At 72.8% G+C, this 26646-nt stretch carries 22 protein-coding genes; 8 read left to right on the top strand and 14 right to left on the bottom strand.

Annotation, left to right across the window (positions count from 1 at the left end; all coding sequences use genetic code 11):
• Positions 1-12: 12 nt before the first annotated feature.
• Together ACLQ2X_RS22365 and ACLQ2X_RS22360 are read left to right on the top strand one after the other, a co-directional pair.
• Complete coding sequence (locus ACLQ2X_RS22365; RefSeq protein WP_425683030.1) at positions 13-945, top strand: ABC transporter ATP-binding protein; 933 nt, start codon at positions 13-15, stop codon at positions 943-945.
• Positions 942-1763, top strand: a complete 822-nt coding sequence (locus tag ACLQ2X_RS22360; protein ID WP_425683029.1) for an ABC transporter permease — start codon at positions 942-944, stop codon at positions 1761-1763. The genes ACLQ2X_RS22365 and ACLQ2X_RS22360 overlap by 4 nt, the downstream gene beginning before the upstream one ends.
• A 20-nt stretch (positions 1764-1783) precedes the next feature.
• On the opposite strand, the gene ACLQ2X_RS22355 is transcribed toward ACLQ2X_RS22360, so the two are convergent.
• Genes ACLQ2X_RS22355 through ACLQ2X_RS22340 form a run of 4 tightly spaced genes read right to left on the bottom strand, consistent with a single transcriptional unit; the run spans position 1784 to position 5886 of the window.
• A complete protein-coding gene (locus tag ACLQ2X_RS22355; protein WP_425683028.1) occupies positions 1784-2461 on the bottom strand; it encodes a response regulator transcription factor in 678 nt (225 codons plus the stop codon).
• Positions 2458-3975, bottom strand: a complete 1518-nt coding sequence (locus ACLQ2X_RS22350) for a sensor histidine kinase (RefSeq protein ID WP_425683027.1) — start codon at positions 3973-3975, stop codon at positions 2458-2460. Before ACLQ2X_RS22350 ends, ACLQ2X_RS22355 begins: the two co-directional genes overlap by 4 nt.
• A 46-nt stretch (positions 3976-4021) precedes the next feature.
• On the bottom strand, positions 4022-4753 hold the full coding sequence (gene bioD / locus ACLQ2X_RS22345) for a dethiobiotin synthase (protein WP_425683026.1): 732 nt from the start codon (positions 4751-4753) through the stop codon (positions 4022-4024).
• On the bottom strand, positions 4750-5886 hold the full coding sequence (locus ACLQ2X_RS22340; protein ID WP_425683025.1) for an 8-amino-7-oxononanoate synthase: 1137 nt from the start codon (positions 5884-5886) through the stop codon (positions 4750-4752). The genes bioD and ACLQ2X_RS22340 overlap by 4 nt, the downstream gene beginning before the upstream one ends.
• A gap of 167 nt (positions 5887-6053) precedes the next feature.
• Here ACLQ2X_RS22340 and bioB point away from each other — a divergent pair, with 167 nt between their 5' ends.
• The 3 genes from bioB to ACLQ2X_RS22325 are packed head-to-tail and all read left to right on the top strand — an operon-like array spanning position 6054 to position 7788.
• Positions 6054-7049 (top strand): biotin synthase BioB, encoded by a 996-nt coding sequence (gene bioB, locus ACLQ2X_RS22335; protein WP_425683024.1) that lies wholly within the window; start codon positions 6054-6056, stop codon positions 7047-7049.
• A 7-nt stretch (positions 7050-7056) separates the two neighbouring features.
• Positions 7057-7278, top strand: coding sequence for a hypothetical protein (locus ACLQ2X_RS22330; RefSeq protein WP_425683023.1), 222 nt, complete (start codon positions 7057-7059; stop codon positions 7276-7278).
• A gap of 3 nt (positions 7279-7281) precedes the next feature.
• A complete protein-coding gene (locus tag ACLQ2X_RS22325) occupies positions 7282-7788 on the top strand; it encodes a GNAT family N-acetyltransferase (protein ID WP_425683022.1) in 507 nt (168 codons plus the stop codon).
• 224 nt (positions 7789-8012) lie between these two features.
• On the opposite strand, the gene ACLQ2X_RS22320 is transcribed toward ACLQ2X_RS22325, so the two are convergent.
• The 3 genes from ACLQ2X_RS22320 to ACLQ2X_RS22310 all read right to left on the bottom strand — a co-directional run bounded on the left by ACLQ2X_RS22320 (position 8013) and on the right by ACLQ2X_RS22310 (position 13978).
• Positions 8013-10472 (bottom strand): non-reducing end alpha-L-arabinofuranosidase family hydrolase, encoded by a 2460-nt coding sequence (locus ACLQ2X_RS22320; RefSeq protein WP_425683021.1) that lies wholly within the window; start codon positions 10470-10472, stop codon positions 8013-8015.
• A gap of 212 nt (positions 10473-10684) precedes the next feature.
• A complete protein-coding gene (locus ACLQ2X_RS22315; protein WP_425683020.1) occupies positions 10685-13585 on the bottom strand; it encodes a glycoside hydrolase family 9 protein in 2901 nt (966 codons plus the stop codon).
• A gap of 180 nt (positions 13586-13765) precedes the next feature.
• Positions 13766-13978 carry a hypothetical protein gene (locus ACLQ2X_RS22310; RefSeq protein ID WP_425683019.1) on the bottom strand — a complete coding sequence of 71 codons (213 nt, stop codon included), beginning with the start codon at positions 13976-13978 and terminating at the stop codon, positions 13766-13768.
• Positions 13979-14526: 548 nt separating this feature from the next.
• Between ACLQ2X_RS22310 and ACLQ2X_RS22305 the strand changes: the two genes are divergently transcribed.
• Complete coding sequence (locus ACLQ2X_RS22305; RefSeq protein WP_425683018.1) at positions 14527-16092, top strand: aldehyde dehydrogenase family protein; 1566 nt, start codon at positions 14527-14529, stop codon at positions 16090-16092.
• Between the two features lie 174 nt (positions 16093-16266).
• Here the strand turns inward: ACLQ2X_RS22305 and ACLQ2X_RS22300 are convergent, their stop codons facing one another.
• Both ACLQ2X_RS22300 and ACLQ2X_RS22295 read right to left on the bottom strand, forming a co-directional pair.
• The gene (locus ACLQ2X_RS22300) at positions 16267-17361 is read right to left on the bottom strand and encodes a GNAT family N-acetyltransferase (RefSeq protein WP_425683017.1); all 1095 of its coding nucleotides are present in this window, start codon (positions 17359-17361) and stop codon (positions 16267-16269) included.
• Between the two features lie 80 nt (positions 17362-17441).
• Entirely contained in the window at positions 17442-18146 is a 705-nt protein-coding gene (locus ACLQ2X_RS22295) for an amino acid-binding protein (RefSeq protein WP_425683016.1), read from the bottom strand.
• A gap of 151 nt (positions 18147-18297) precedes the next feature.
• Between ACLQ2X_RS22295 and ACLQ2X_RS22290 the strand changes: the two genes are divergently transcribed.
• On the top strand, positions 18298-19362 hold the full coding sequence (locus ACLQ2X_RS22290; RefSeq protein WP_425683015.1) for a phosphotransferase family protein: 1065 nt from the start codon (positions 18298-18300) through the stop codon (positions 19360-19362).
• Positions 19362-20573 (top strand): acyl-CoA dehydrogenase family protein, encoded by a 1212-nt coding sequence (locus tag ACLQ2X_RS22285; protein ID WP_425683014.1) that lies wholly within the window; start codon positions 19362-19364, stop codon positions 20571-20573. The genes ACLQ2X_RS22290 and ACLQ2X_RS22285 overlap by 1 nt, the downstream gene beginning before the upstream one ends.
• A 32-nt stretch (positions 20574-20605) precedes the next feature.
• Here the strand turns inward: ACLQ2X_RS22285 and ACLQ2X_RS22280 are convergent, their stop codons facing one another.
• From ACLQ2X_RS22280 to ACLQ2X_RS22260, 5 genes are all read right to left on the bottom strand, one after another.
• Positions 20606-21652 carry a LacI family DNA-binding transcriptional regulator gene (locus tag ACLQ2X_RS22280; RefSeq protein WP_425683013.1) on the bottom strand — a complete coding sequence of 349 codons (1047 nt, stop codon included), beginning with the start codon at positions 21650-21652 and terminating at the stop codon, positions 20606-20608.
• Positions 21653-21739: 87 nt separating this feature from the next.
• Positions 21740-23173, bottom strand: coding sequence for a GH1 family beta-glucosidase (locus ACLQ2X_RS22275; RefSeq protein ID WP_425683012.1), 1434 nt, complete (start codon positions 23171-23173; stop codon positions 21740-21742).
• Positions 23170-24066, bottom strand: coding sequence for a carbohydrate ABC transporter permease (locus tag ACLQ2X_RS22270; RefSeq protein ID WP_425683011.1), 897 nt, complete (start codon positions 24064-24066; stop codon positions 23170-23172). The genes ACLQ2X_RS22275 and ACLQ2X_RS22270 overlap by 4 nt, the downstream gene beginning before the upstream one ends.
• A gap of 9 nt (positions 24067-24075) precedes the next feature.
• The gene (locus tag ACLQ2X_RS22265) at positions 24076-25056 is read right to left on the bottom strand and encodes a carbohydrate ABC transporter permease (RefSeq protein ID WP_425683010.1); all 981 of its coding nucleotides are present in this window, start codon (positions 25054-25056) and stop codon (positions 24076-24078) included.
• Between the two features lie 119 nt (positions 25057-25175).
• A complete protein-coding gene (locus ACLQ2X_RS22260) occupies positions 25176-26495 on the bottom strand; it encodes an extracellular solute-binding protein (RefSeq protein ID WP_425683009.1) in 1320 nt (439 codons plus the stop codon).
• Positions 26496-26646 lie beyond the last annotated feature (151 nt).

The following is a 26646-nucleotide window of genomic DNA, read 5'->3' as shown; positions in this document are numbered from 1 at the left end:
TAGCGTCAGGACATGATCACACTTCGTGGATTGACGAAACGGTTCGGCGGGCTGACCGCCGTCGACGACCTGACCGTCGAGATCCGCCCCGGCGAGGTCACCGGGTTCCTCGGCCCGAACGGCGCCGGCAAGTCCACCACCATGCGGATGGTGCTCGGCCTGGACCGGCCCACCGCCGGGCAGGCGCTCCTCGGCGGCCGGGAGTACCGCAGCCTGCGACATCCGCTGTACGAGGTCGGCGCGCTGCTGGAGGCCGGCGGCGTGCACCCGGCCCGCTCCGGCGCGGCGCACCTGACCGCGATGGCGCGCAGCAACGGCGTACCGGCCCGGCGGGTGGCGCAGGTGCTCGACCTGGTCGGCCTGGACGCCCGGGCCGCCGGCAAGCACGGCCGGGCGCTGTCCCTGGGCATGGCGCAGCGGCTCGGCATCGCCGGCGCCCTGCTCGGTGACCCGCCGGTGCTGCTGCTCGACGAACCCGTCAACGGGCTCGACCCGGACGGGGTGCGGTGGATCCGCGGGTTCACCCGCCGGCTCGCCGACGAGGGACGCACCGTGCTGCTGTCCAGCCACCTGATGAGCGAGATGCAGCAGACCGCCGACCGGGTGGTGGTGCTCGGGCGGGGCCGGCTGATCGCCGACGCGCCGCTGGCCGAGCTGATCGCCGCCCGACCCGCCGCCACCGTCCGGGTACGCGGCCCGGAGCCGGCCGCCCTCGCCGCGCTCGGCGACCGGCTGGCCGCCGAGGGCGCGACGGTCACCGCCGACGACGGCGGGCTGGCCGTGACCGGCAGCACCGCCGGCCGGGTCGGCGACCTCGCCCACGAGCTGGGCGTCCGCCTGCACGAGCTGACCCCCGTCGCCCCCTCCCTGGAGGAGGCGTTCCTGGAGCTGACCGCCGACAGCGTCGAGTACGCCGCCGGCCCGACCGAAGGCGGCACCCGATGACCACGCTGCGCACGCTCGACCCGGCCCGGCGGTCCGCCCGGCCGGCCCGGCCCAGGCACCCCCTCGGCGGGGCGGTGGCCGCCGAGTGGACCAAGCTCTGGTCGGTCCGGTCCACCTGGTGGACGCTGCTCGCGGCGGTGCTGACCATGGCCGCGAGCAACGCCCAGCTCGCCATCTACGTGCAGAACGCCAACACCGACGACGATCCGACGACCGACCCGGGTGTGGTAGACGTCGGCGAGATCGTGGTCAGCTCGCTGGAGCTGACCCAGTACGTGGTGCTGGCGCTGGGCCTGTTCGCGATCACCAGCGAGTTCACCACCGGCACCGTCCGCACCACGCTGCGCTGCACGCCGTCGCGGGGACGGGTGCTGGCCGCCAAGGCGATCGTGGTGGGGGCGGTGACGTTCGGCCTGGGGCTGCTGCTCGGGGCCGTCGGCGCGGCGGCGGCCCGGCCGGTGCTCGGCGAGTGGGGCCGTGCCCCGCTGGGCGGCACCGTGGCCGACGTGGTCGCCTGCGCCACCTATCTGGCGCTCATCGGTGTGCTGGCGCTCGGCCTGGCGTCCGCGCTACGCGGCGCGGTGCTCACCCTGACCGTGCTGTTCGCACTGCTGATGATCGTGCCGCTGTCGTTGCGGGAGCCGGACATCACCGTGCTCACCCGGATCTCCGACGCGTTGCCCGGGGTGGCCGGCAACCACTTCCTGCTCGGGGACGCCGAGCCGTACCCGGCGGCCGTGGGACTGCTGGTGCTCGCCGGGTGGACCGCCGCCGCGCTGGCGCTGGGCCGGTGGGCGCTGGACCGGCGCGACGCCTGAGCGACGCGGGGCGGGGCTGGTCAGCGGGTGGGCGGAACCAGCCCCGCCTCGTACGCGAGGATCGCCGCCTGCACCCGGTTGCGCACGTCCAGCCGGGTGAAGACACTCGTCAGGTAGCTCTTCACGGTGCCCTCGACCAGATGCAGCCGGCGGGCGATCTCGGCGTTGGACAGTCCCGCCCCGACCAACGCCAGCACCTCCCGCTCCCGGTCGGTCAGCCCGGCCAGCCGGTCCCGCGCGTACGGGCCCCGGGCCAGCCGTCCGCCGCTGAGTTCGATCACCCGCCGGGCCACCCGCGGCGACAGGTACGCCCCGCCGTCGGCGACCGCGCGCACCCCGGCCAGCAGTTCCCGGGGGTCGCCGGACTTCAGCAGGAACCCGGCGGCCCCGTGGCCGAGCGCCCGGGCGATCAGGTCGTCGTCGCCGAACGTGGTGAGGATGACCGGGGCGGTCTCCGGCACCAGCCGGCGGATCTGCGCCGCCGCGCTGAGCCCGTCGCAGCGGGGCATCCGGATGTCCAGCAGCGCCACCCTGGGGCGGTGGGCGCGCACCAGTTCGACAGCCGCGTGGCCGTCCTCGGCCTCCCCGACCACCTCGACGCCGGGGTCGGCGGCCAGGATCGCCCGGACCCCCGCCCGCACCAGGGCCTCGTCGTCGGCGAGCACCACCCGCAGTGGACCACCGTGCTCGTCGCTCATCGCTCGATCTGCTCCTTGCTGACCAGCCGCCCGTCGGCGAAGCAGAGCTGCCAGGTCGCCTGGGCGAACGGGAAGTTGCGGTCGGTGTAGTACTCACAGCCGGGGACGGCACCGGTCGACGGCGGACCGACCTGCCGGCGGGGCAGGCCGAGCGCGTCGCGCGGCTCGCCCAGCCGCAGCCGTTCGTAGCCGGCCTGGTCGAGCACCGCCCCGGCCGTGACGAGCGGGTAGTAGACCAGGGTCAGCGCCAGGGCCAGTCCGGCCGGCGCGCCGAACGCCACGAGCAGGCTCCGCCGCAGCCGCCGCCGGGCCTCCCGCAGCCGCCGCGCCGCCGCACCGGGTTCGGCCCGGTGGGGCCCGCCGGTCTCCGGGTCGACCGCCGGGTGAGCGGTGACGGCCGGCGGACCCGCCCCGGCGAGCGGAAGGCGGGCGGTGACCGCCCAGCCGCCGTCACGCGGGCCGGCGTCCAGGACGCCACCGGCGAGGCGTACCCGCTCGCGCAGCGCCAACAGGCCGGAGCCGTGCGACGCCGCTCCGGGCAACGGGCCGGTCGGGGGCGCCGGGTTCACCACCGCGACGGTCACCGTGTCGGCGGCCCGCGCCACCTCGACCGCGACCGGCGCGTCCGGGGCGTACCGGGCGGCGTTGGTGAGCGCCTCCCGGACCACCCGGTGCACGGCGTGCGCCACCAGCGGCGGCAGGCCTACGGCGTCGGCACGCAGGTCGACCGTCATCCCGGCGTCGCGCGCGCCGTCGACCACGTCCGCGACCGACTCCCCCGGCGGTCGCAACGTGTGCTCCTCGCGCAGCACCCCGACCACGTCGTGCAGCCGTTCCGAGGCGGCGGCGACGCTGGCCCGCAACTCCCCCGCCGCCGCCCGGTGCGCGGGGGACAGCTCGGGCGCCACCTCCAGCGCCCCGGCCCGCAGCGCGATGAGGCTCAGGTCGTGGCCGAGCGAGTCGTGCATGTCCTGGGCGATGCGGGCCCGTTCGCGCAGGCGCACCCGCTCCACCACCGCCCGCCGTTCGTCCTGCTCGTGCCGCCGCCCGGCGTCGGCGAGCGCCTGCTGCTGGCGCCGCAGCCGGCCCAGCAGCCAGGGGAAGACCCCGGCGAACAGCAACACCGAGGCGAGCATGAACCAGGTGGCCGGGTCGGTGCCGAGCAGCCCGAGGTTGAGCACGGTGCCGGTCACCGCGATGGCGGCGAAGACGACCGCGGCCGGCAAGGCCCGGGCGCTGCGCCGCCCGGCGAGGTAGCCGAAGACCGGGATGGCGAAGACCACGTTGCCGTCGACGAGCGAACCGGCGACCACGGCCAGCACCGCCACCAGCGGCCAGCGGCGACTCACCGCCACCGCCAGCGCGAGCAGCGCCAGCACGCCGCCGCACAGCGGCACGTCGTGCGGGTGCCAGGGCGGGCTGACCCGGCCGGCCATCACCGGCGTCGCGACGACCGCCCACAACAGCAGGTCACCGCCCCGACGTCGGGACACCGAGCCTTCCCGCACCTCCACGGTGGTCACGCTACCGACCGGGGTCGGGGCCGGGCACCGACGAAAGTCAGGTCTCCTCGGCCCACGCCCGCCAGTCGTCCAGCACCCCGTACAGGGCGGGGGTGAGCCAACCCGGCGCGGACCGGCGGAACACCCCCGGGTCCAGTCCGCCCGCGCCGTCGGGCACCGCGCCGAGCAGGTTCGGCACCAGGTCGGACAGGTTGAGCCAGTGCACCAGGTCCGGGTCGTTCGGCCAGGCGCCGATCACCACACCCGCCGGGACGGCCCGCCGCTCCAACGCCTCGAGCGTCAACGCCGTGTGGTTGAGCGTGCCGAGCCCGGCCCGGGCCACCACCACCGCCGGCGCGCCGAGCGACACCGCCAGGTCGGCCACCGTCCACGGCTCACCCGACGGCCGCAAGCCCATCGGTACGAGCAGCCCGCCCGCACCCTCGATCAGCACCAGGTCGTGCTTGTCCGCCTCCTCGCGGACGGCGTCCACGGCGTTGTACAGCTCCAGCGGAGGCAGCTCGGCGACCCGGGCCGCGGCGAGCGGGGCCAGCGGGTCCGGGTAGCTGGCCAGGGTCCGGCCGGTGAGCGGGGCGACCAACCGGGTCACCGCGTCGACGTCGCCGGGCTCGCCGCCGGCCGTGCCGGTCTGGCCCGGCTTGACCACCGCGACCCGCAGGCCGGCGGCCTGCGCGGCGGCGGCGACGGCCGCGGTCACCACGGTCTTGCCGACCTCGGTGTCCGTGCCGGTCACCAGCACCGGCCCGGTCCAGGCGTCGCCGACATTCATGGCGCACACTCCACGATCACGTCCAGGGCCCGGTCGAAGTCGGCCCGGTCCACGCCCGCGCTGATGGTCAGCCGCAGGCGTGGACGGCTGTCCGGGGTGGACGGCGGACGGAAGCAGCCGACCGCCACGCCCCGGTCCCGGCAGGCCGCCGCCCAGGTGGTCGCCGCCTCCGGCCCGGGCGCGGTCACCGACACCACCGCGGCGTCCGGAGCGGACACGGACAGCCCGGCCGCGCGCAGCCGGCGCACCGCGGACGCGGCCCGGTCGGCCAGCTCGGCGCGCAGCGTGTCACCGGCGCGGGCCAGCCGCACCGCCGCGCGCACCCCGGCCGCCACCGCCGGCGGCGGCGCGGTGTCGAAGATGAACGTGCGGCCGGTCTCCACCAGCTCGCGGACGAACTCGGCCGGCCCGGCGACCACCCCGCCGGCACCGCCCAGCGACTTGGACAGCGTCGCGGTGACCACCACGTCGGGCTCGCCGGCCAGCCCGGCGGCAGCCACCCCGCCGGCGCCCGCCGGGCCGGTGACGCCGAGCGCGTGCGCGTCGTCGACGAGCAGCAACGCGCCGTGCCGACGGGCTACCGCGTGCAACTCGGCGAGTGGGGCCAGGTCACCGTCGACGGAGAACACCGACTCGGTCACCACCACCGCCGGCCGGCCCGGCGCGGCGGCCAACGCGGCGGCCACCGCTGCCACGTCCGCGTGCGGCGTCACCACCGTCTCCGCGCGGGAGATCCGGCAGCCGTCGATCAGCGAGGCGTGGTTGTGGGCGTCGGAGACGAGCAGGGCGTCCGGCTGCGCCAGCCCTCGGACCGCGGCGAGGTTGGCCAGGTAGCCGGAGGAGAAGACGAGCGCCCGGTCCACGCCGAGCCAGTCGGCCAGGTCGTCCTCCAGCGCGTGGTGTGCATCCGTGGAGCCGCGCACCAGACGGGACCCGGTGGCGCCCAGCCCGTACGCGGACAGCGCCGCCGCGGCGGCGGCGGTGACGTCCGGGTGGGTGGCCAGGCCGAGATAGTCGTTGCCGGCCAGGTCGACGACCGCGTCGTCGACGCCCCGGGGGCGCAGCGCGCGGGTCAGGCCCGCCCGGGCGCGCAGTTCGGCGCGGTGGTCCAGGGCCGCCAGCCAGTCCGCCACCGTGCCGCCTTTCCCGCCGACCCGCCGCCCGCCGGACCCTCGTCCCGCCGGGCGCTTCCGCGGGGCGAAGTTACCACCCGTCCCGGCCGCTGCGGCGTGGCGCGGTACCGGCTCGCCGCCGCCGACGGCGGTTCCCGCGCTGCCCGCGGCCTGTTAGGTTACGAGCCATGCCAGAGATCCTCGACCAGGCCCGGACCCGGGTGCTGGAGCAGGGCGTCGGCCTCGACGAGCCCGGCATCCTCGCGGTGCTGAACCTGCCCGACGAGCACCTGCCCGCCGCGCTCCAGCTCGCCCACGACGTCCGGATGCGCTGGTGCGGCCCGGAGGTCGAGGTCGAGGGCATCGTGTCGCTGAAGACCGGCGGCTGCCCCGAGGACTGCCACTTCTGCTCCCAGTCGGGCCTGTTCACCTCGCCGGTCCGGTCGGTCTGGCTGGACATTCCGGCGCTGGTCGAGGCCGCGAAGCAGACCGCGGCGACCGGGGCGACCGAGTTCTGCATCGTGGCCGCCGTGCGCGGCCCGGACGCCCGGCTGATGAAGCAGATGCGCGAGGGCGTGGCCGCCATCCGCGCCGAGGTCGACATCCAGGTCGCCGCCTCGCTGGGCATGCTCACCCAGGAGCAGGTCGACGAGCTTGTCGAGATGGGCGTGCACCGCTACAACCACAACCTGGAGACCTGCCGCTCCTACTTCCCGAACGTGGTCACCACGCACTCGTGGGAGGAGCGTTGGGAGACGCTGCGGATGGTTCGCGAGTCCGGCATGGAGGTCTGCTGCGGCGGCATCCTCGGCCTCGGCGAGACGGTGGAGCAGCGCGCCGAGTTCGCCGCGCAGCTCGCCGCGCTGGACCCGCACGAGGTGCCGCTGAACTTCCTCAACCCGCGTCCCGGCACCCCGCTGGGCGACCGGCCGGTGGTCGAGGGCAAGGACGCGCTGCGCGCCATCGCCGCGTTCCGGTTGGCCATGCCGCGCACCATCCTGCGGTACGCGGGCGGGCGCGAACTCACCCTCGGTGACCTCGGCACCCGCGACGGCCTGCTCGGTGGCATCAACGCGGTGATCGTCGGCAACTACCTGACCACGCTCGGCCGGCCGGCGAACGCCGACCTGGCACTGCTGGAGGACCTGAAGATGCCGGTGAAGGCGCTCTCGGCGACCCTGTGAGGTGGCGGTGACCGAACGTTCCCCCGCCGCGGCCCTCCCCGGGGTGGCGGCGCGCTGGTGCGACAGGTGCGGGGAGTCGGTGGCGGCCGGGCCGCACCCGGCCTGCGAGGCGGCCCGGGCGTGGGAGCCACCGCGCTGGTGCGCGTCCTGCCGGCGGCGGATGAAGGTGCAGGTCGTACCGACCGGCTGGTCGGCGGTCTGCGTCGAGCACGGCGAACTGCGAGGCTGAGGCATGCTGCGAGGGCGTGCGGTGACGCTGCGACAGGTGACCGACGCCGACGTGCCGGCCCTGGCCGCGATCCGGGCCACCCCCGAGGTGCGCCGCTGGTGGCGCGGCGGGGACGACCTGGCCGAGTCGGTCCGGGCCGACCTGGCCGACGACGCGGTGACCGTCTACGCCATCGAGCACGCCGGCAAGCTGGTCGGCGCGATCCAGTGGTACGCCGAGACCGACCCGGACTACCGCCATGCCAGCCTGGACGTCTTCCTCGCCCCGGAGGTGCGCGGCGCCGGGCTGGGCGGGGACGCGATCCGCACGCTGGTCCGGCACCTGATCGACGAGTACGGCCACCACCGGTTCACCATCGATCCGGCAGCGGCGAACACGGCGGCGATCCGGGCGTACGCGAAGGTGGGGTTCCGCCCGGTGGGCATCATGCGCCGCTACGAGCGGGGGGCGGACGGGCGCTGGCACGACGCGCTCCTGATGGACCTGCTCGCCGAGGACCTGGCCGGCTGAGTCAGCCGGCCAGGTCCTCGGCGAGCAGGCGGCGGGCGCCCCCCGGCCGGCCGGTGCGGGCTGACCGACCGTCCGGCATGAGGTGCGACACCGGCACCCGCGACCGAGCACGGCCACGTCGGCGATCAGCCGCCGGTGGCCGGAAGGCGTGCCCGGCACCGCACGGGTGCCGGGCACGCCCGGGTTGATCAGCGGACGGGTGCGGCCGCGGCCGCGCCCCGTTCCTAGCGCTGGAGGGTCAGCACACCCGGCCGCCAGGGCAGCAGGTTGTAGTCGCCTCCGGCACTGGGGTTCTTGCCCTGGTACAGGAACTGCAGGTTGCAGGCGTCGATGGTCTTGGTCTGGTCGGGGTTGTTGCGGACCAGGTCACCGTGGCTGATGTCGTTGGTCCACGTCGCACCGCTGTTGGCCTTGCCGGCGAAGGGGTTGCTCTCGGTGGCGGCCTGCGGGGTCCACGAGCCGTTCAGGCTGGTGGACGTGAACGACCGGAAGTAACGTCCCTGGCTCCCGATCGCCTCGACGATCATCAGGTACTGGTTCTGGCCCTGCACCTTGTAGACCTCGACGCCCTCGAACAGGTTGTTCGTCGAGTCGGTCATGATCGTCGTGTAGCTCGATCCGAAGCTGCCCGGGAAGTTGCCCAACGGCATGCTGGAGCGGTAGATCTTGCCGTTGTCCCCGGCGAAGAACAGGTACATGTTCTGGTCGTCGCCGATGAGGGTCTGGTCGATCACGCCGTACGGGGCGTCGGGAAGTGTGGCGGTGGACAGCGTCTGCGCCGAGGACCAGCCGTTGGCGTTGGTCGGGTCGGTCGACGTCTTGTAGCTGAACGAGGTCGGTCCCCACTGGTACGCCAGCACCCAGATGTTCTTCGGGGCGAAGTACAGCAGCGTGGGCGCCACCGTGCCCTGGCTCATTCCGGTCTGGGGCGCCGAGGCCATGTCGGACCAGTTCGTGAACAGGCTGAAGTTCATCGAGCCGTACGAGCCGCTGCTGTTGACGTTCGACCCGTAGACGAGGTGCTTGCCGTTGTAGACCACGTTGGTGAAGTCCTTGAGCGAGACCCAGCCGTTCTGCGGGTTCGCCAGCGCACCTGTCGACGACCACCGGTAGGTCGACGGGAGCGCGCAGCCGCCCGGCGGCGGCGTGGTGGTCGGCGGCGGCGTGGTGGTCGGCGGCGGCGTGGTCGGGGGCGGCGTGGTGCCGCCACCGAAGTTGGTCCGCCACTGCTGGTTGGCCTGGCCGTGGCAGTCGTACAGCTGGATCTGCTGGCCGTTGCCGGTGCCCCAGACGTCCAGGCAGCGGCCGGACTGCACGCCGCTGATGGTGCCGTTGGAGTTGACGTTCCACTGCTGGTTCGGCTGGCCGTTGCAGTCCCAGATGATGATTCCGGTGCCGTTCGCGGTGGCCGCGCCGTTCGCGTCGAGGCACTTGGTGCCGTAGACCATCAACTGCTTGTTCGTGGTGTACGTCCACTGCTGGTTGGACTGGTTGTTGCAGTCGTAGAGCTGGACCCGGGTGCCGTTGGTCTGCGTGGCGTTGGGCACGTCGACGCACCGGCCCGACTGCACCCCGACGATCTGGCCGGCGCCGCCGCTCGGTGGTGGTGCCGTGGTCGGGCTCGTGGTCGGGCTCGCGGTCGGGGCGGCGGCGTTGAGCGCGTTGAGGACCGAGTTGTACGCGGCCTTCTTGTTGCCCCCGCCGTCGAACAGCAGCGGGTTCTCGTTGGAACGCCAGGAGTCGCTGTCGCGCACACCCCACACCGTGATGCCGATGCACCGCGGCACGTTCAGACACGCCTGGGTCAACCCGGCGTACTGGCTGGTGGAGGAGTTCGTGACGTCGACCTCGGTGAGTGCCACGTCCACACCCAGCGCGGCAAAACTGGACAGCGTGGTCTGGAAGTTGCTCGGCAGCGAACTGCCGCCGGTGAAGTGGGTCTGCAACCCCACGCAGTCGATCGGCACCCCGCGGGACTTGAAGTCCTGGATCATCCGGTAGACGCCCTGCGTCTTGCCGTACGACCAGTTCTCGATGTTGTAGTCGTTGTAACACAACTTCGTCGACGGATCAGCCGCCCGCGCGGTACGGAACGCCACCTCGATCCAGTCGTTACCCGTGCCCTGCAGGTTCGACGAACGACGACTGCCGTCCTCGTTGAACGCCTCGTTGACCACGTCCCACGCCGCGAGCTTGCCCTTGTAGTGGGCCATCACCCCGTTGATGTGACTGATCATCGCGTTACGCAACGTGCTGCCCCGCATGTTCATCATCCAGCCCGGCTGCTGCGCGTGCCACGCCAGGGTGTGCCCACGGACCTGCAAACCACGACTGGTCGCCCAGTTGTAGATCTGATCCCCGGCGGAGAAGTTGAACTGACCCTGGTTCGGCTGCGTGGCATCCGGCTTCATCTCGTTCTCAGCCGTGATCATGTTGAACTCACGCCCGGCGATCGTGCTGTACGTCGAGTCGTTCAACCGACCCGCCGCGATGGCGGTGCCGAAGTACCGACCGGACTGCGCCGCGGCGGCGCCCAGCGTGGCCGCCGCGGCGTTCGCCGACGGCATGATGACCGCGACGGCGGCCACGGTCACGACGCTGACCGCGCCGGCGAGCAGCGCTCGCACGGCGGGTGATCGGCGTCGCCGACTCCCGCCGCGAGGAACGGATGGGCTCATTGCCATCTTGGCCTCCTTACTGACCAACACCCAGGCCGTCTGAGGCGGGAACGACCGGACGTCTCGGTGGAATATCTAATTGGGTCGATGCTTGCATCACGCACCGGCCAGGACAACGAGTTTCGGAAAAGTTTCGGAAATGTTCTGGTCGCCCGGGGCGCGGGGTGGCGTGGCCGGTGCCGCACCGAGGCGACCGGCCACGCCACCCCGCGTCGACGTCAGGCGACGGTGCAGGCGGCCCCGTTGAGCGTGAAGCCCGTCGGCCTCGGGTTGGCGCCGGTGTGGGTGCCGTTGAAGCCGAAGCTCGTCGACGCACCCGGTGCCAACGGCCCGTTGTAGGACAGGTTCGACGCGGTCACCGCGGTACCGGTCTGGGTCACGTTCGCCGACCAGGCCTGCCCGACCTTCTGCCCGGCGTTGCCGAAGGTGAACGCCAGCGTCCAGCCGTTGATCGCCGTGGTGCCGGTGTTGGTGACGGTCACGGTGGCGGTGAACCCGGTGTCCCAGGTGTTCGCCGTCCACGTCACCGCGCAGCCGCCACCGGTCGGCGGGGCCGTGGTGGTCACCGTGACGCCGGACGAGGCAGGCGAGACGTTGCCGGCCGCGTCCACCGCGACCACCGTGAACGTGTACGTGGTGGAGGCGGTCAGGCCGGTCACCGCGAGCGTGGTGCCGGTGGCCGAGCCGACCAGGACGGTGCCGCCCCGGTAGACCCGGTAGCCGGTGACCCCGACCGCGTCGGTGGCCGGACCCCAGGTGAGGGTCAGCCCGGTCGGGCCGATCGCCGAGGCGGTGGGCGTGCCCGGCGCGGTTGGCGGCGTGGTGTCCGGCGCCGGGCCGGCCGGCGTGGTGACGCTGGCGGCGGCCGACGACGCGGACCGGTTGCCCGCACCGTCGAGGGCCCGGACGGTGAACTGGTACGTCCGCTCCGGCAGCAGCCCGGTCACCGCGAGCGTGTTCGTGGTGGCGGTACGCAGCACCAGCGCGTCGCTGCCCGTCTGCGACTGGGCGATCTCGTAGCCGGCCAGGCCGCTGCCGCCGGTGTCGGTGGACGCGGCCCAGGTCAGCGTGAGCCCGCTCGACGTGACGGCGGACGCGACGGGCGTGCCGGGCGCCGTCGGTGCGGTGGTGTCCGGGGTGGCCGGTCCGGGCTCCTCGCCCCAGACCCGCACCCCACCGGAGTAGAGCGGCACCGTGCGGTTCGGCCCGGCGGTGGCCTGGTACGACGGGTCGTTCGTCGGATCCCAGGTGCCGCCCTCCGGCACCCCGATCTTGAACTGGACCTCCATCCGGTGCTGCGACTGCCCGGCCGGCGCGATGGTGTAGCCGGTGCAGTCGACCTCGACGTACCAGATGTCCCCGGAGAACTGCTTCGCCGTCGACGGCGACGGGCAACCCTGGGTGTAGCCGGGGGTGACGGTGACCGGTCCGGTGCCGTCGGGGCGGAAGTAGTACCGGAACTTACCGGTGGTCAGCGCGCGGGCCGGGAACGCCGACCTGTTGTAGACGACCGCCTTCAGCCCGGTGGCGCGCGGCTCGGCCTGCATCACCGTGGTCTCCACGGTCAACTCGTCCAGGTCGGGCGTCTCCGCGGTCGGGAAGCCGGCGCGCGGGCTGCCGCCGTACTCGCCGGTCAGGCGGGCCAGCGCGGAGGTGAAGCCGGCGTTGTAGTCGGTGGCCACCTCGTTCATCACGTAGTCCGACCGGCTGTCGGTGTACGCGTCGTTGGCCGAGGACGGGCCGCCGACCAGCGCGCCGTAGAGCACGTGCCGGGTCTCGGTGGGCACGGTCTGGCTGTCCCACCAGGAGCCGTGCGCGGTGCGGTGGTGCGGGTTGCGCGGCGGGTTGGCGCCGAAGCCGATCATGTAGCTGGAGCTGCGCGGGTTGTCACCGAGGGCGTAGTTGACCTGCCGGACGGCGAAGTCGTGGTAGCGGGCCTTGCGGGTGGTGTCGGTGGTCTTGTCGCTGTAGACAAGCGCGGCGAACGCGGTGTTGGCGGCGTAGCGCAGCGCGCCCCACGAGTCGAGCACGGCCATCCCGCCGGGCGAGTACGGCACCCGCTGCCCGTTGACACCGACGGTCCAGTAGTCCAGCCAGCGGTTCGCGTCGTCGGCGTACTTCTGCTTGCCGGTCAGGTTGGCCAGCAGCACGTACGCGCCGAACTGCTTGTTGTCCCAGGCGATCGTCCACTTGTAGGAGCGGGTGGTGGACTGCGGCTCGGTGCCGAGCTTGTCGTACTCGCTCTCCGCCTTGGCCAGGTAGGTGGCGTCGCCGGTGGCCCGGTAGAGCCAGATCGCGCCCCAGACCAGCTCGTCCTGATAGCCGCTCCACGACTTGTAGAAGCTCGTCGCGTCGGTGATGCACTCGTGGTAGTTCTTGCGCACCGTGTCGGCGAACGTGTAGAGCTGCTTGGCGTGGCCGAGCAGCTTGTCCGCGTAGGTCGCGTCGGTGGGGCGGAACACCATGGACGAGGCGGCCATCGCGGCCGCCGTCTCCCCCGCCAGGTCCGCGCCGCCGCAGCTCGCATCGATCTTGTACGCGGGCCGCGCCATCGGCATCACCTCGGCCGGACCCCACCACTTGTGGTCGTCGTCGCCCTTGCCGACCTGCCCGTAGAGGACGTTCGGCGCGGGGTGCGCCTTGACGAAGTAGTCGTTGACGAAACGCAGGTTGTTCAGCAGGTGGGTGAGCTGGCCGGAGGCGACGTAGCCGTCGCGGTACTCGACCGCTCCCCAGGCCATCATGGTGGCGCTGAACGCCATCGGAAAGCCGAACTTGACGTGGTCGCCGGCGTCGTACCAGCCGCCGGCGAGGTCGAGGCCGGCGTCGGCACCGTCGGTCAGCGCCGAGTCGCCGCGCCAGGACACCCGGTTCCAGGCCGGCTTCTTGCCGGACTGCTGGGCCTCGTAGAAGAACAGCGACTTCTGCAACGCCTCGGCGTAGTTGAACGCCGGCGCGGCCTGCGCCCCGGCGGTCGCGGCGGAGTCCGCGGCGGTGGTGGCCGGCGCGGCCGCGGCCGGGTTTGGCACGGTCACGGCCAGCGCGGCCACCAGGGCGGCGCCGGCGGCGAGCAGCCGACGGGACGGGCCACCGCGCGGTGGCGGGGTCGGTCGGGGCATGGCGAGCTCCTGTGGAGGACGGGATGCCGCAGGGCGGCCCGACCCGACGGGGATGGTGCGGCCGGGCCACCCTGCGGCGGTGGTGGTGGGGTGGACCAGGAGGCGCGGGAGCGCTCCCATGGATAGTCGACAATGTAATCTCGTGACCGCCGGTTGGGAAGACGGCCGCCGCGCGCCGGGTCAGAACTCGACGCCGCGCAGGTAGACCTGCCGGGTGGCGCCGGAGTCGTCCCGGGTCGTCGTCGGCAGCGGCACCACCCGGGTGGGCCCGTTGGCGTCGCGGAACGCGTCCACGCATGCGGCGTCGGCCCGGAACGTCAGGTAGAAGACGTCGTCGAGGTAGTCGCCGTACCAGTAGCGCAGGTCAGCCCCGGCGCACTCGGGCAGCCGCACGTGGAACCGGTCGAGGATCTCCGGCAGCGACTTCGCCCAGTCGCTTGACGCGTACGCACGCCGTCGAACGGGGCGCGGTCGTGCTGGCGCAGCACGAAGGCCGCCGCGGCGACGGCCACCAGGATCGCGTACGGCAGCAGCCGGCGCGGCCACCGCCGGCGCGGCACGGTGGCCCGACGCTCCGCGCCGAAGCGCTCACTGCGGCCCATGCCCCCCACCCCGCGTGGCGTCCACCGCCGTCGATCCCAGCAATCGCGCGCCGGCCCGACCGCCCTCCGCCGGCCACCCCTACGAACGCCGGGAAATGCGCCGCCGTGGCTGCCGGAGAAATGTCACTTTATCGATAGGCGTCAATGTAATTCTGCGATCTCGCCAGCTCAGCGCCGGTCCGGCCGGGAGGACCGACGCCGCCGAGCACCGCCGCCGGCGTTCTCGCATCCTGACATACGAACGTACTGTTGCCCGCCGCGCGACCGGCACGGGACAGTCGCCACATTCAGCGGCGTCATCGACGCCGCCGCTCCCCGGACAACCCTGAGGAGAACGCGATGGCTCGACGACTCGCCGACGGCACCTCCTGGTCCGACACGCTCGCCCGGGCAGTGGCCGCCACGCCCGAGGCATTCGACACCACACCCGACAGCGCCCCCACGCTCCACAATCTCGTCCGGGGCGAGTGGCGCGCGCTCGGCACGCCGACGCCGGTGCGCACCCCGGTCGACAACACCGTGCTGATCAACCTGGCCCGCCTCGACGCCGAGGCGGCACGCGACGCCGTCGCCCACGCCGCCGTCGCGCACCGCGAGTGGGCGCAGACCCCGCTGGCCGAGCGCACCGCCCGGGTCACCGACGCGCTCGACGCGCTCACCGCGCACCGGGACCTGCTCGCCCTGCTGCTGGTCTGGGAGATCGGCAAGCCGTGGCGGCTGGCCTGCGCCGACGTGGACCGGGCGCTGGACGGCGTGCGCTGGTACGTGCGGGAGATCGAGCGGATGCTCGCCGACGGCCGCGAACCCCTGCCCGGCCCGGTCAGCAACATCGCCTCCTGGAACTACCCGATGAGCGTGCTGGTGCACGCCGAACTGGTGCAGTTGCTAGCCGGCAACGCGGTGATCGCCAAGACCCCGTCCCAGGGCGGCGCGGTCTGCCTCACCGTCGCGCACGCGTTGATGCGCCGGGCCGGGCTGCCCGCCACCCTGCTCTCCGGCGGCGGCGAGGAGCTGTCCGAGGTGCTGGTCCGCGCGCCGGAGATCGGCGCGGTGGCGTTCGTCGGCGGACGCTCCAACGGCGGCAAGGTCGCCGCCGCGCTGCTCGACTGCGACAAGCGGCACTTCATCGAGCAGGAAGGGCTGAACGCCTGGGGGATCTGGAACTTCTCCCAGTGGAACTCGCTGGCCGCGCACCTGCGCAAGGGCTTCGAGTACGGCAAGCAGCGCTGCACCGCCTACCCCCGGTTCGTGGTCCAGCGCGACCTGGTCGACGAGTTCCTCGACATGTACCTGCCGGTGGTCCGCTCGATCCGGTTCGGCCACCCGCTGGCGGTCGACGACGACTGGTCGGCCGGCGACCCGCTGCCGGAGCTCGACTTCGGCCCGCTGATCAGCGCGGCCAAGGCCGACGAGCTGCGCCGCAAGGTCGACGAGGCGGTACGCGGCGGCGCCGTGCCGCTGCACCGGGGCAAGCTCGACGGCGCGCCGTTCCTCGACGGACAGGACACCTCCGCGTACGTCGCGCCCGCCGTGCTGCTCGCCCCGCCCGGCCGGTCCCGCCTGATGCACGCCGAACCGTTCGGCCCGGTCGACACCATCGTGGTGGTGGACACCACCGACGAGCTGCTGGCCCAGATGAACGCCTCCAACGGCGCGCTCGTCGCGTCGCTGGCCTGCGACGACGAGGAGTTCGCCGGGAAGCTTGCGGTGGACCTGCAGGCGTTCAAGGTGGGCATCAACAAGCCCCGCTCCCGGGGCGACCGGGACGAGCCGTTCGGCGGCCGGGGCGCGTCCTGGAAGGGCGCGTTCGTCGGCGGTGACCTGCTGGTGCAGGCGGTGACCGTGGGCGGCGACGGCCGCCTCTACGGCAACTTCCCCGACTACAGCAGCTACCCGGCCACCTGACGACCCCGGGCACACGAACGGGGCCCCCGCACCGGGGGCCCCGCCGTGTCACCGTCCCCCGCATCGGAGGTCGGTCCGGGTGGCGCGTGACCGCGCCGGTTGCGACCGCCGGACGGTCCCGCCCACCGGGTCGCGCCGTTGCGACCCGGTGGCCGGGAACCGGCCGGACGGCCGTCAGCTCACTGTCGACCGCTGCGCCGGCACCGCCCGTCGCGCCGGCGCGCCGCCGTCGGGCGCCGCGCGCCGGACCAGCGGCACGGTCACGGTCAGCACCCCGCCGTCCCGGTCCACCACGGTCGGCCGGTCCAGCCGCCGCAGCGTCCGCAACATCGGGGTGTTCTCGCTCTGCACGTGCAACAGCGCCGCCGCGTACCCGGCCCGGTCGGCGTACCCGAGCAGGCGGCGCAGCAGCGCCGTGCCGAGGCCCCGGCGCTGCCAGTCGTCGCGCACCAGCAGCGCCACCTCGGCCTCGTCGCCCTCGCCGAGCAGGTTGGCCATCGCCACGACCGACTCCGCCGCCCCGTCGGGGCCCGCGGTGGCGAGCAGCGTCGTGCCCCGGGCCGGCTCCAGCAGCCTGCGCAGCCGGGTCGGCGACGGGTCCGCCGCCCCGCTCAGATAACGCCGCTGCCGGGTCCGCGCCGAGCAGCCGGCGTGCAGTTCGCGTACGCCGGGAACGTCGTCCGCGGTGGCCGGGCGCACCGACACCTCCGCGGCGTCCGGCAGCACCAGGGTGAGCCGCTCGGTGTCCCGGCTGGTCAACGTCGCGGCCAGCTCGACAAGTGCCTGCGCCCGGGCGTACTCGGCCGGGGTGAAGCTGGGCTCCCGGCGGCACAGCTCGTAGCCCCCGCCGGCCGGGTCGGCGAGCAGCATCGTCGCGCCGCCCACCCCGCCGGATCCGGTCGTCGGCGTGGGACGCCAGGTCACCGTGTCGGCGTTGAGCAGCGTTCGCAGCGCCGCCCCGGTGGACTCCGGGTCCCGAACCAGCCGCCCGGCCAGACCGAGCAGCCGGGTCGGCTCGTCGGCCAGCCCCCGGGCGCCGCTGCGCGCGACCCAGCAGTCCCGGCCCCGCCCCCGCTCCACGGCGGCCCGCAGCTCCGCCTCGGTCACCTGCTCGGGCGCGTCGACCAGGAAGTCGTCGACCGCACCGACCTCGGTGGTGTGCACCTGCACGCTGAGGATGTTGACCCCGCGCAACGCGAGGCTCGCCGTGAGCACCGACAGGTAACCCGGCCGGTCGTCCACGGTGGCTCGGATTCGCCACAGCGCCATGGTTGTCTCCCTTCCTCACCACCGACCATGCCGGCTGCCTGTTGCGGGCCCGTTGCCCCCGGGTGAAGCCGACCGTCCGGTCAGGTGACGCTGGTCACCGGGGGCCTGCCCACCAGGTCCAGCCGGTCGCCGAGGATCACCGCGCTGGCGCGGACCAGTTGGGCGAGCCGGTCCACCTCGGTGGCGTGGAACCCCGCCGCGGTGAGCGGCTCGCTGTGGTCGCGGGCGACCACAAGGACCAGGCCGGCCCGGCCGAACGGCGCCACCGCGTAGTGGTGCCCGTCCGGGACGGTCATGGCGCGGGCGCGCAACGGCGTCACCTCGGGCAGCCGGGACGGCGTCGGCGTCCGCCAGCTCGCGTGCCCGATCGTCGCCGCGCCGGCCTCGCCGCTGCGGGCCGCCCAGTCCACCGGCACGACCGCGGCCACCGCCCAGTCGGCGGCGAGCAGGCCGGGCGCGGCGTCGACGAGCGTCGCCATCCCGTCGGCCGGGTTGGCCGCCACCTGGGCCAGCAGTTCCGCGTCCTGGCCGGTGGTGGTCGGCGCGCCGATCGCCCGCCACACGCCGTCCACCCGCACGCCGGGGATCGCGGCGAGGCCGGCGAGCAGCCGCTCCACCCGTGCCGCACCGGGCCACACCACGGTGAAGTCGTCGACCGCTCGCCCGCCGAGGCGTTCCAGGACCACCACCTGCACGATGTCCGCGCCGGAGACGCCGAGCGTCCGGGCCACCTGGCCGAGCGTGCCCGGCCGGTCCGGCAGGGTCACCCGAACTCTGAGCAGCATGTCTGAATCCCTCCGCTCGGCGGGCCCGCCGAAGCGGCCGGCAGGCTGGGCACCAGCCTGCCGGCTGACCATTTCGCCCCTGTTGCAGTGGCATGTCCCGGCGGAAAAATCCGACCTTGACAGCAAGGCTGAGCTGCCATCAACTAATCGGATGACCGATCCGGCCGCCGACCCCGCCCGGCCACCGACCGGCTCGGCCCCACGCGGGCTCGACCTGGATCGGCTCGCCGCCCACCTCGCCGTCCACCGGCCGGACCTGGCCGGGCCGCTGTCGGCGCGGCTCATCGCCGGCGGCAAGTCCAACCTCACCTACCTGCTGCGGGCCGGCGACCGTGAGGTGGTGCTGCGCCGGCCGCCGCTCGGGCACGTGCTGGCCACCGCGCACGACATGACCCGGGAACACCGGGTGATCTCGGCGCTCGCGCCCACCGGCGTGCCGGTCCCCGAGGCGCTGCTGCTGTGCGCCGACGAGAGCGTGATCGGCGCGCCGTTCTACCTGATGGCCAAGGTCGACGGCGAGGTCTACCGACGGCGGGAGCAGACCGACGCGCTCACCGCCGACCAGCGGCGCGACCTCGCCCTGGCCATGATGGACACGCTCGCCACGCTGCACCGGGTCGAGCCGGCCGAGGTCGGGCTGGCCGACTTCGGCCGTCCCGAGGGCTACCTGGCCCGGCAGGTACGCCGCTGGGGCGGCCAGCTCGACCGGTCCCGCAGCCGACCGCTGCCCGGCATCGACGAGCTGCGCGACGCGTTGGCCGGCAGCGTGCCGGAGGGGGCGAACGCGGGCCGGATCGTGCACGGCGACTACCGGCTGGACAACCTGCTCGCCACGGTCGACCCGGTAGCGGTACGCGCCGTGCTCGACTGGGAGATGGCCACGCTCGGCGACCCGCTCGCCGACCTGGGCCTGCTGCTGACCTACTGGGACGTGCTGGGCGACAGCGAGGGCAACCCGGTGGCCGACGGCATCGGTCCGCGGGCCGGGTTCCCCACCGGCGCCGAGCTGATCGAGCGGTACGCCGGCCGCAGCGACGTCGACGTCGGCCCGCTGCACTGGCACGTGGCGCTCGGCTGTTTCAAGCTCGCGGTCATCTGCGAGGGCATCCACTACCGGCACACGCTCGGTCAGACGCTGGGCGAAGGTTTCGACCGGATCGGCGACATGGTGGCGCCGCTGGTCGCGTACGGCCGGCACGCGGTGAGGGAGAAGTGATGGATTTCGCGTACGACGACCGGACGGTCGAGCTGCGGCAACGCCTGGAGGCGTTCCTCACCGAGTGCATCCACCCGGCCGAGCCGGTGCACCACGAGCAGGTGCTCGCCGCCGGTGACCCGTGGGCCCGCCCGCCGGTGATGGCCGAGTTGAAGGCGCAGGCCCGCGAACGCGGCCTGTGGAACCTGTTCCTGCCCGACGCCCGCTACGGCGCCGGGCTGACCAACCTGCAGTACGCGCCGCTGGCCGAGCTGACCGGGCGCAGCCCGCACCTGGCGCCGGAGGCGCTCAACTGCGCCGCGCCGGACACCGGCAACATGGAGCTGCTGGCCGAGTTCGGCTCCGAGGCGCAGCGGGAGCGCTGGCTGGCGCCGCTGCTGGAGGGCGAGATCCGGTCCGCGTTCTGCATGACCGAGCCGGAGGTCGCCTCCTCCGACGCGACGAACATCGCCACCCGGATCACCCGCGACGGCGACCACTACGTGGTCAACGGCCGCAAGTGGTGGTCGTCCGGCGCGATGGACCCGCGCTGCGAGATCTTCATCGTGATGGGCAAGACCGACCCGGACGCCGACCGGCACCGTCAGCAGAGCATGATCCTCGTCCCCCGGGACACCCCCGGGGTGACGGTGCGGCGCGGGATGACCGTCTTCGGCTACAGCGACGCCTCGCACGGCGGGCACGCCGAGATCGACTTCACCGACGTACGGGTGCCGGTGGAGAACCTGGTCGGCGCCGAGGGCACCGGTTTCGCCATCGCCCAGGCCCGGCTCGGCCCCGGCCGGATCCACCACTGCATGCGCCTGATCGGGATGGCCGAGCGGGCGTTGGAGCTGCTCTGCCGGCGGGCCCTGGACCGGGTGGCGTTCGGCCGCCCGCTCGCCGAGCAGGGGGTGGTGCGGGAGTGGATCGCCGAGTCGCGGGTGCGTATCGAGCAGGCCCGGTTGCTGGTGCTCAAGACCGCGTGGCTGATGGACACCGTCGGCAACAAGGGGGCGCACACCGAGATCCAGGCGATCAAGATCATCACGCCGTCGATGGCCGAGTGGGTGATCGACAAGGCGATCCAGGGGTACGGCGGGGCCGGTGTCAGCCAGGACAGCCCGCTGGCCCAACTGTGGGCCAGCGCCCGCACCCTGCGCCTGGCCGACGGACCCGACGAGGTGCACCGCGCGTCCCTGGCCCGCCGGGAACTCCGCCGCTGGTCCTGACCACCACCGCCGCCCGTCCGGCGTCGGGCGGGTCAGGCGGAGGTGCGGTGGATGAGCTTGGTGTCCAGCACGACCTGCGGCGACGGAACCTCGTCGCCGCGGATGCGGGCCACGAGCATCTGGGCCATCTTGCGGCCCATCTCCTCCACCGGCTGGAACACGGTGGTCAGGAGCGGCTCGGCCTGCCGCGCGATCGGGGCGTCGTCGAAGCCGACCACCGCCACGTCCTCGGGCACCCGACGGCCCGCCTCGCGCAGCGCGCGCAACGCGCCGAAGGCCATCAGGTCCGAGGCGACGAAGACCGCGTCCAGGTGCGGGCAAGCCTCCAACAGCCGGCGCATCGCGGCCGTGCCGCTGCCCTCGCTGAAGTCCCCGTACGCGATCAGGCCCGGGTCGACCCGGCCACCGGCGGCGCGCACCGCCTCCCGGTAGCCGGAGAGCCGGGCCAGGCCGGCGCCCATGTCCTGCGGGCCGGCGATGGTGGCCACCCGCTCCCGCCCCTGGTGGAACAGGTGCTCCACCGCCTGCCGCGCGCCGCCGACGTTGTCCACGTCGACGAACCACGCCGGCTGGGCGTTCGGGTGCAGCATCCGGGCCGGCCGGCCGCCGAGCACCGTCGGCAGGCCGCGCTCCTCCAGCAGCGTGGGCAGCGGGTCGGCGTCGTGCAGGGACAGCAGCAGTACGCCATCCACGTGCTGGTTGGTCAGGTGGTGCTCGACCCGCTCCCGCTCGATCGGCGACTGCACCATGGCCAACCAGAGCTGCATCGGCGTCTCCAGCAGCCCGGAGCTGACGCCCCGGACGATCGCCGCGAAGAACGGCTCGGTGAAGACCCGCTCCCCCGACTCGGAGACGACCAGGGCCACCGAGTCGGTCCGCTGGGTGACCAGCGCACGCGCGGCACGGTTGGGCACGTAACCCAGCTCGGCGATGGCCTGCTGGACCGCGGCCCGGGCCTCCGGGCTGACCTGCGGCGACCCGTTGACCACGCGGGACACCGTGCCGCGCCCGACGCCGGCGCGGGCCGCGACCGCGTCAAGGGTCGGGCGCCCGAGCGAGCGGGTGCGCTGGGTTGTCATCGTCTGTGCTCCTCCGACGGTCGGGCGGGCCTCGGCGCCGGTTGAGGCGTCGGCGCCGAGGCCGCCCGTTACTGGCTGGCGCCCAGCTTATTGTGCGGGCAGGCCGTTGCGTCGGATCACGTCGGCGTACCACCTGGCGCTGGACTTCGCGATCCGGGCCTGGCTGTCGTAGTCGACATAGACCATCCCGAACCGCTTCGTGTAGCCCCAGGCCCACTCGAAGTTGTCCAGCAGCGACCAGGCGAAGTAGCCCTTCAGCGGCACCCCGGCCTCGATCGCGGCGTGCGCCGCGCGCAGGTGCGCGGCGAAGTAGGCCAGCCGGTCCGGGTCGTCGACCCGGCCGTCGGCGAGCGCGTCGACGAACGCCGAACCGTTCTCGGTGACGTAGAGCGGCAGGTCGGTGTATTCCTGGTGGACCCGCTCCAGCGTCTCCACCAGGCCGGGGGCGTCGATCTCCCAGCCCATGTCGGTCACCGGGACGCCGCGGGTGACGAACCGCACGTCCTCGCTGCCCGGCCAGCAGGACGGCGCCCGCCAGTACGGCTCCGGCTCCGCGCCCTCGACCGGCGCGGCGACCACGTGCCGGCTGTAGTAGTTGACGCCGACCATGTCCAGCGGGGTGGAGATGGTCGCCAGGTCCCCGTCGCGGACGTGCCCGAGGTCGGTGACCTCGCGCAGGTCGGCGACGAGGTCCGCCGGGTAGGCCCCGCGCAGCACCGGGTCGAGGAAGAACCGGTTGGCGAGCGCGTCGATGCGGCGGGCCGCGTCGACGTCCGCCGCCGAGCCGGTGGCCGGGGTGACCGGGTAGAGGTTGACCGTGATGCCGGCCTGCACCTGCGGACGGGACGCCCGCAGCGCCTGCACGGCCAGGCCGTGCCCGAGCATCAGGTGGTGCCCCGCCCGGACCGCGTCCGCGCCGTTGCTGCGGCCCGGCGCGTGCACGCCGGAGCCGTAGCCGAGGAACGCCGAGCACCACGGCTCGTTGAGCGTGGTGAAGTACTTCACCCGGTCGCCGAGCGCGTCGGCGACCAACTGGGTGTACTCGGCGAAACGGCCGGCGGTGTCCCGGGCCGGCCAGCCGCCGGCGTCCTCCAACGGCTGCGGCAGATCCCAGTGGTAGAGCGTCAGCCAGGGCTCGATGCCGTGGCTGAGCAGTTCGTCGACCAACCGGCGGTAGAAGTCCATGCCCTCCTGGTTGGCCCCGCCCGTGCCGCCCGGCTGCACCCGCGGCCAGCTCACCGAGAACCGGTACGAACGCAGCCCCAGCTCGGCCATCAGCCGCACGTCGTCGGGCATCCGGTGGTAGTGGTCGCAGGCGACGTCGCCGGTGTGCCCGCCCACCGTCCGACCCTCGGTGTGGCTGAAGGTGTCCCAGATCGACGGGGCGCGGCCACCCTCCGCCGCGGCTCCCTCGATCTGGTAGGCGGCGGTGGCCGCACCCCACAGGAAGCCGGGCGGGAAGGTCACGGCCGGGCCCGCGTCGAGGACGCCGACGGCGGGCGGGCTTACTGGGTTGCTCACGACTTGACGGCGCCTTCCATGATGCCGCCGATGATCTGGCGGCCGAACAGAACGAACACGATGAACAGGGGCAGGGTCGCGATCAACGTACCGGCGAAGATCTGCGAGTTGTCGGCGAAGTACGCCGTATTCAGGCTACGCAACGAGATCTGGACGGTGGGGTTGGACGGGTCGGCCAGCACCACGAAGGGCCAGAAGAACTGGTTCCACTGCTCCATGAAGGTCAGCAGGCCCAGTACGGCGGCGGCCGGACGCAACGCGGGCATCACCACGTGCCAGTACACCTTCCACGTGGAGCAGCCGTCCACCCGGGCGGCCTCGATCAGCTCGTTCGGCACCGCCTGCTCGGCGTACTGGCGCATCATGAAGATCCCGAAGCCGCCGATGAGGAACGGCACGGTCACCGAGGGCATGGTGTTCAGCCATTCGAGCTTCGCCATCAGGATGTACAGCGGCAGCACGCCGAGCTGGATCGGGACCATCATCGACGCGAGGATGATCAGCAGCAGCGCGTTCTTGCCCCGGAACCGCAGCTTGGCGAACGCGAAGCCGGCGAGCGAGCCGAAGAACACCGTCGCCACGGTGATCGTCCCGGAGACCAGGAACGAGTTCATCAGCCCCTTGACGATGTTGGCGTCGCCGTTGGCGAGCACCCGCTCGATGTTCTCGCCGAGCTTGCCGCCGGGCAGGAACGGCGGCGGCCAGGAGTTGGCCGCGTCGTTCGTCCGGCTGGCGATCACGATCATCCAGTAGAACGGGAACAGCGACAGGATCACGCCCAGGACCAGGCCGATCCAGGTCAGCGGGCTGGCCTTCCAGAGGCCCTCGGCCCGGTGGGTGGCGCGTGGCGGGGCGGTGGGCTGGATCGGCGGCCGGACGGTGGTGGTCGTCATCTCGTCACCTCACTTGTCGGAGCTGATGCGGCGGGCCAGCAGGTAGTTGACCGTCGACATCAACGCGATGAGCACGAAGAGCACGAGCGCGACCGCCCCGGCGTAGCCCCACCGGAAGCGCTGGTTCATGACGTCGAGCAGGTACATCGTGATGGTCTGGAACTGCCCCTCCGAACCGCCGGAGAGACCGCCCGAGCCGCTGGTGAACAGCAGGGGCTCGGTGAAGAGCTGGAGGCCGCCGATGGTCGAGATGATCAGTGTGAAGATGATCGTGGGGCGTAGCTGCGGAACGGTGATCGACCAGAACTGGCGTCGCCGGGACGCGCCGTCCAGCGCCGCCGCCTCGTACATGTCCTTGCTGATCGACTGCATGGCGGCCAGGTAGATGAGCGCGTTGTAGCCGATCCAGCGCCAGTCGACCATCGTGGAGATGGCGAACCAGGAGGCGAAGCGGTTCGCCCGCCAGTCGATCGGGTCCAGGCCCACGCTGTCGAGCAACCAGTTGACCAGGCCGAACTCCCTGGCGTAGATCATCGAGAAGATCAGCGCGACCACCGCGGTCGAGGTGATGATCGGCATCGCGATGGCCATCCGGAAGAACGTCTGCGCACGCAGCCGCCGGTTCAGCGCGTTGGCCAGCATCAGCGCCAGCAGCAGCTGGGGCACGGTGGAGAGCAGGAACATGCCGAACGTGTTCACCACCGCGTTCCAGAACTGCGGATCCTCGGTGATCAGTTCGACGAAGTTGTCCATCCCGACGAAGGAGATCGTCGAGTTCAGCGGCGACCGGTCGGTCAGCGCGATCCAGACCGTGTATCCGATCGGGTACGCGCTGAACACGGCGAAGATCAGGAAGAACGGCAGGACGTACAGGTACGGCGAGTACTTCAGGTCCAGCCGCGTCAGTGAGGTGGCGCGGCGGCGAGTGTGGCGGGCAGCGCGCGGCGGTCCGGGCTCAGGCGGCGCCACGGCGTGCAGGTCGAGGCTCATGGGGGGTCCTTCTCCTCGGCCGGCGCCACCCGCACACGGGCGACACCGGGCTCTGCGGGCACCGCGGGTGGCGCCGGCAGCGTGGGGCTGCCGACGCCACCCGCGGGCGGCTCAACCGGTCACTTACCGGCGGCCGCACCGTTCTTCAGGGCCGCCTGCCACTGCTCGTCGGCCGACTTGCCCTGCTCCACGGCGCGCAGCGTGTTCTCCACGGCGGTGCGGACCGCGTTGTTCTTCGGGCCGAGGTAGACCGGCTTCAGCTCGCTGGCGCCGGCGGCGAAGATCTTGCCGACCGGGGCCTTGGTGAAGTACTCGTTGGTCGAGTCGGCCACCGCCGGGTCGGTGAGCGCCTGCGGGTTCGACGGCAGGTTGCCGACCGCCTTGTACGCGCCGATCTGGCCCTTGGCGCTGGTCAGGAACTTGACCAGCTCCGCGGCCTCCTTCTGGTGCTTGCTGGCCTTCGGCACGCCCAGGAAGGAACCGCCCCAGTTGCCGCCCGAGCCGGGGGCCTTGGCGATGTCCCACTTACCGGCCGCCGCCTCACCGGCCTGACCCTTGATGACACCGGTCATCCAGGCGGGGCAGGCGATGGTGGCGAAGGTGCCGTTCTTGAAGCCGCCGTTCCACTCGTTGGAGAAGGACTGCAGGTTGTTCGACAGCCCGGCGGCGATCATCTTGGTGGTGAGCTGGTACGCGGTCTGCACGTCCGGGTTCTGGTCGATGACCAGCTTGTTGCTCTTGTCGTAGTAGGTGTAGCCGGTGCCCTGGCCCGCCGTCTGCATCAGCACCACGTTGAAGAAGTTGGTCGCCGAGTCGACGAACTTGTGCTTCTTGTCGGCGGCGGCGAACTTCTGGCCGGTGGCGATGAACTGGTCCCAGGTCGGCCAGAGCGCGCCGACCTGCTCGCGGTCGGTGGGCAGCCCGGCGGCCTTGAACAGGTCGCTGCGGTAGCACAGCGCCATCGAGCCGACGTCGGTGCCGAGGCCCAGCACCTTGCCGTCGGGGGTGGTGCCCTGCTCCCACTTCCACGGCAGGAAGTTGCCCTTGAGGTCGTTCGCGCCGTGGTCGGCCAGGTTCACGAACTTGTCGGCCTGGGCGTAGAACTGGACGATCGTGCCCTCTTCCAGGGCCACCACGTCGCCGGCACCCGACCCGGCGGTGATCTGCTGGGTCAGGCGGGTGTTGTAGTCACCGAGGTTGAGGCCCTTGCCCCGCTCCTGGATCTTGACGTTCGTGTGCTCCGCTTCGTACTGCTTGTACAGCTCTTCGTAGCCGAAGCCCTGGTCGCCGAAAACGTCGACGACCAGGGTGATCGGGCCGTCGCTGCCGCCGCTGCTGTTGCTGTCCGAGTCGTCGCCGCAGGCGACGGCGGTGGTGAGCACGACGGCGGACGCGAGCGCGATGGCCGCGAACCGCCGACGACGGATTGGGACGCTCATCCGAGACCCCTCTTTCGGTGGTGAGGCGAAATCTGCTGTGTGGTGGGGGGTGCTGTGGCGCCGGCCGGAGCGGGGCAGGGACGATATCCACGCCGCCTCGGGAGCGCTCCCATGAGGTTGCCGGGAGGTGACAGGGGTGTCAATAGACCGT

It is taken from the genome of Micromonospora sp. DT31, assembly GCF_049841795.1.
GTDB lineage: Bacteria > Actinomycetota > Actinomycetes > Mycobacteriales > Micromonosporaceae > Micromonospora.
This window is presented reverse-complemented; position numbering and strand designations above follow the sequence as displayed.

Excerpts from the sequence above, each read along its gene's own strand:
- ACLQ2X_RS22365 (WP_425683030.1), top strand. The coding sequence starts at position 13 with ATGATCACACTTCGTGGATTGACGAAACGGTTCGGCGGGCTGACCGCC.
- ACLQ2X_RS22360 (WP_425683029.1), top strand. The coding sequence starts at position 942 with ATGACCACGCTGCGCACGCTCGACCCGGCCCGGCGGTCCGCCCGGCCG.
- ACLQ2X_RS22355 (WP_425683028.1), bottom strand. The coding sequence starts at position 2,461 with ATGAGCGACGAGCACGGTGGTCCACTGCGGGTGGTGCTCGCCGACGAC.
- bioD (WP_425683026.1), bottom strand. The coding sequence starts at position 4,753 with ATGAATGTCGGCGACGCCTGGACCGGGCCGGTGCTGGTGACCGGCACG.
- bioB (WP_425683024.1), top strand. The coding sequence starts at position 6,054 with ATGCCAGAGATCCTCGACCAGGCCCGGACCCGGGTGCTGGAGCAGGGC.
- ACLQ2X_RS22325 (WP_425683022.1), top strand. The coding sequence starts at position 7,282 with ATGCTGCGAGGGCGTGCGGTGACGCTGCGACAGGTGACCGACGCCGAC.
- ACLQ2X_RS22320 (WP_425683021.1), bottom strand. The coding sequence starts at position 10,472 with ATGGCAATGAGCCCATCCGTTCCTCGCGGCGGGAGTCGGCGACGCCGA.
- ACLQ2X_RS22315 (WP_425683020.1), bottom strand. The coding sequence starts at position 13,585 with ATGCCCCGACCGACCCCGCCACCGCGCGGTGGCCCGTCCCGTCGGCTG.
- ACLQ2X_RS22305 (WP_425683018.1), top strand. The coding sequence starts at position 14,527 with ATGGCTCGACGACTCGCCGACGGCACCTCCTGGTCCGACACGCTCGCC.
- ACLQ2X_RS22300 (WP_425683017.1), bottom strand. The coding sequence starts at position 17,361 with ATGGCGCTGTGGCGAATCCGAGCCACCGTGGACGACCGGCCGGGTTAC.
- ACLQ2X_RS22295 (WP_425683016.1), bottom strand. The coding sequence starts at position 18,146 with ATGCTGCTCAGAGTTCGGGTGACCCTGCCGGACCGGCCGGGCACGCTC.
- ACLQ2X_RS22290 (WP_425683015.1), top strand. The coding sequence starts at position 18,298 with ATGACCGATCCGGCCGCCGACCCCGCCCGGCCACCGACCGGCTCGGCC.
- ACLQ2X_RS22285 (WP_425683014.1), top strand. The coding sequence starts at position 19,362 with ATGGATTTCGCGTACGACGACCGGACGGTCGAGCTGCGGCAACGCCTG.
- ACLQ2X_RS22280 (WP_425683013.1), bottom strand. The coding sequence starts at position 21,652 with ATGACAACCCAGCGCACCCGCTCGCTCGGGCGCCCGACCCTTGACGCG.
- ACLQ2X_RS22270 (WP_425683011.1), bottom strand. The coding sequence starts at position 24,066 with ATGACGACCACCACCGTCCGGCCGCCGATCCAGCCCACCGCCCCGCCA.
- ACLQ2X_RS22265 (WP_425683010.1), bottom strand. The coding sequence starts at position 25,056 with ATGAGCCTCGACCTGCACGCCGTGGCGCCGCCTGAGCCCGGACCGCCG.
- ACLQ2X_RS22260 (WP_425683009.1), bottom strand. The coding sequence starts at position 26,495 with ATGAGCGTCCCAATCCGTCGTCGGCGGTTCGCGGCCATCGCGCTCGCG.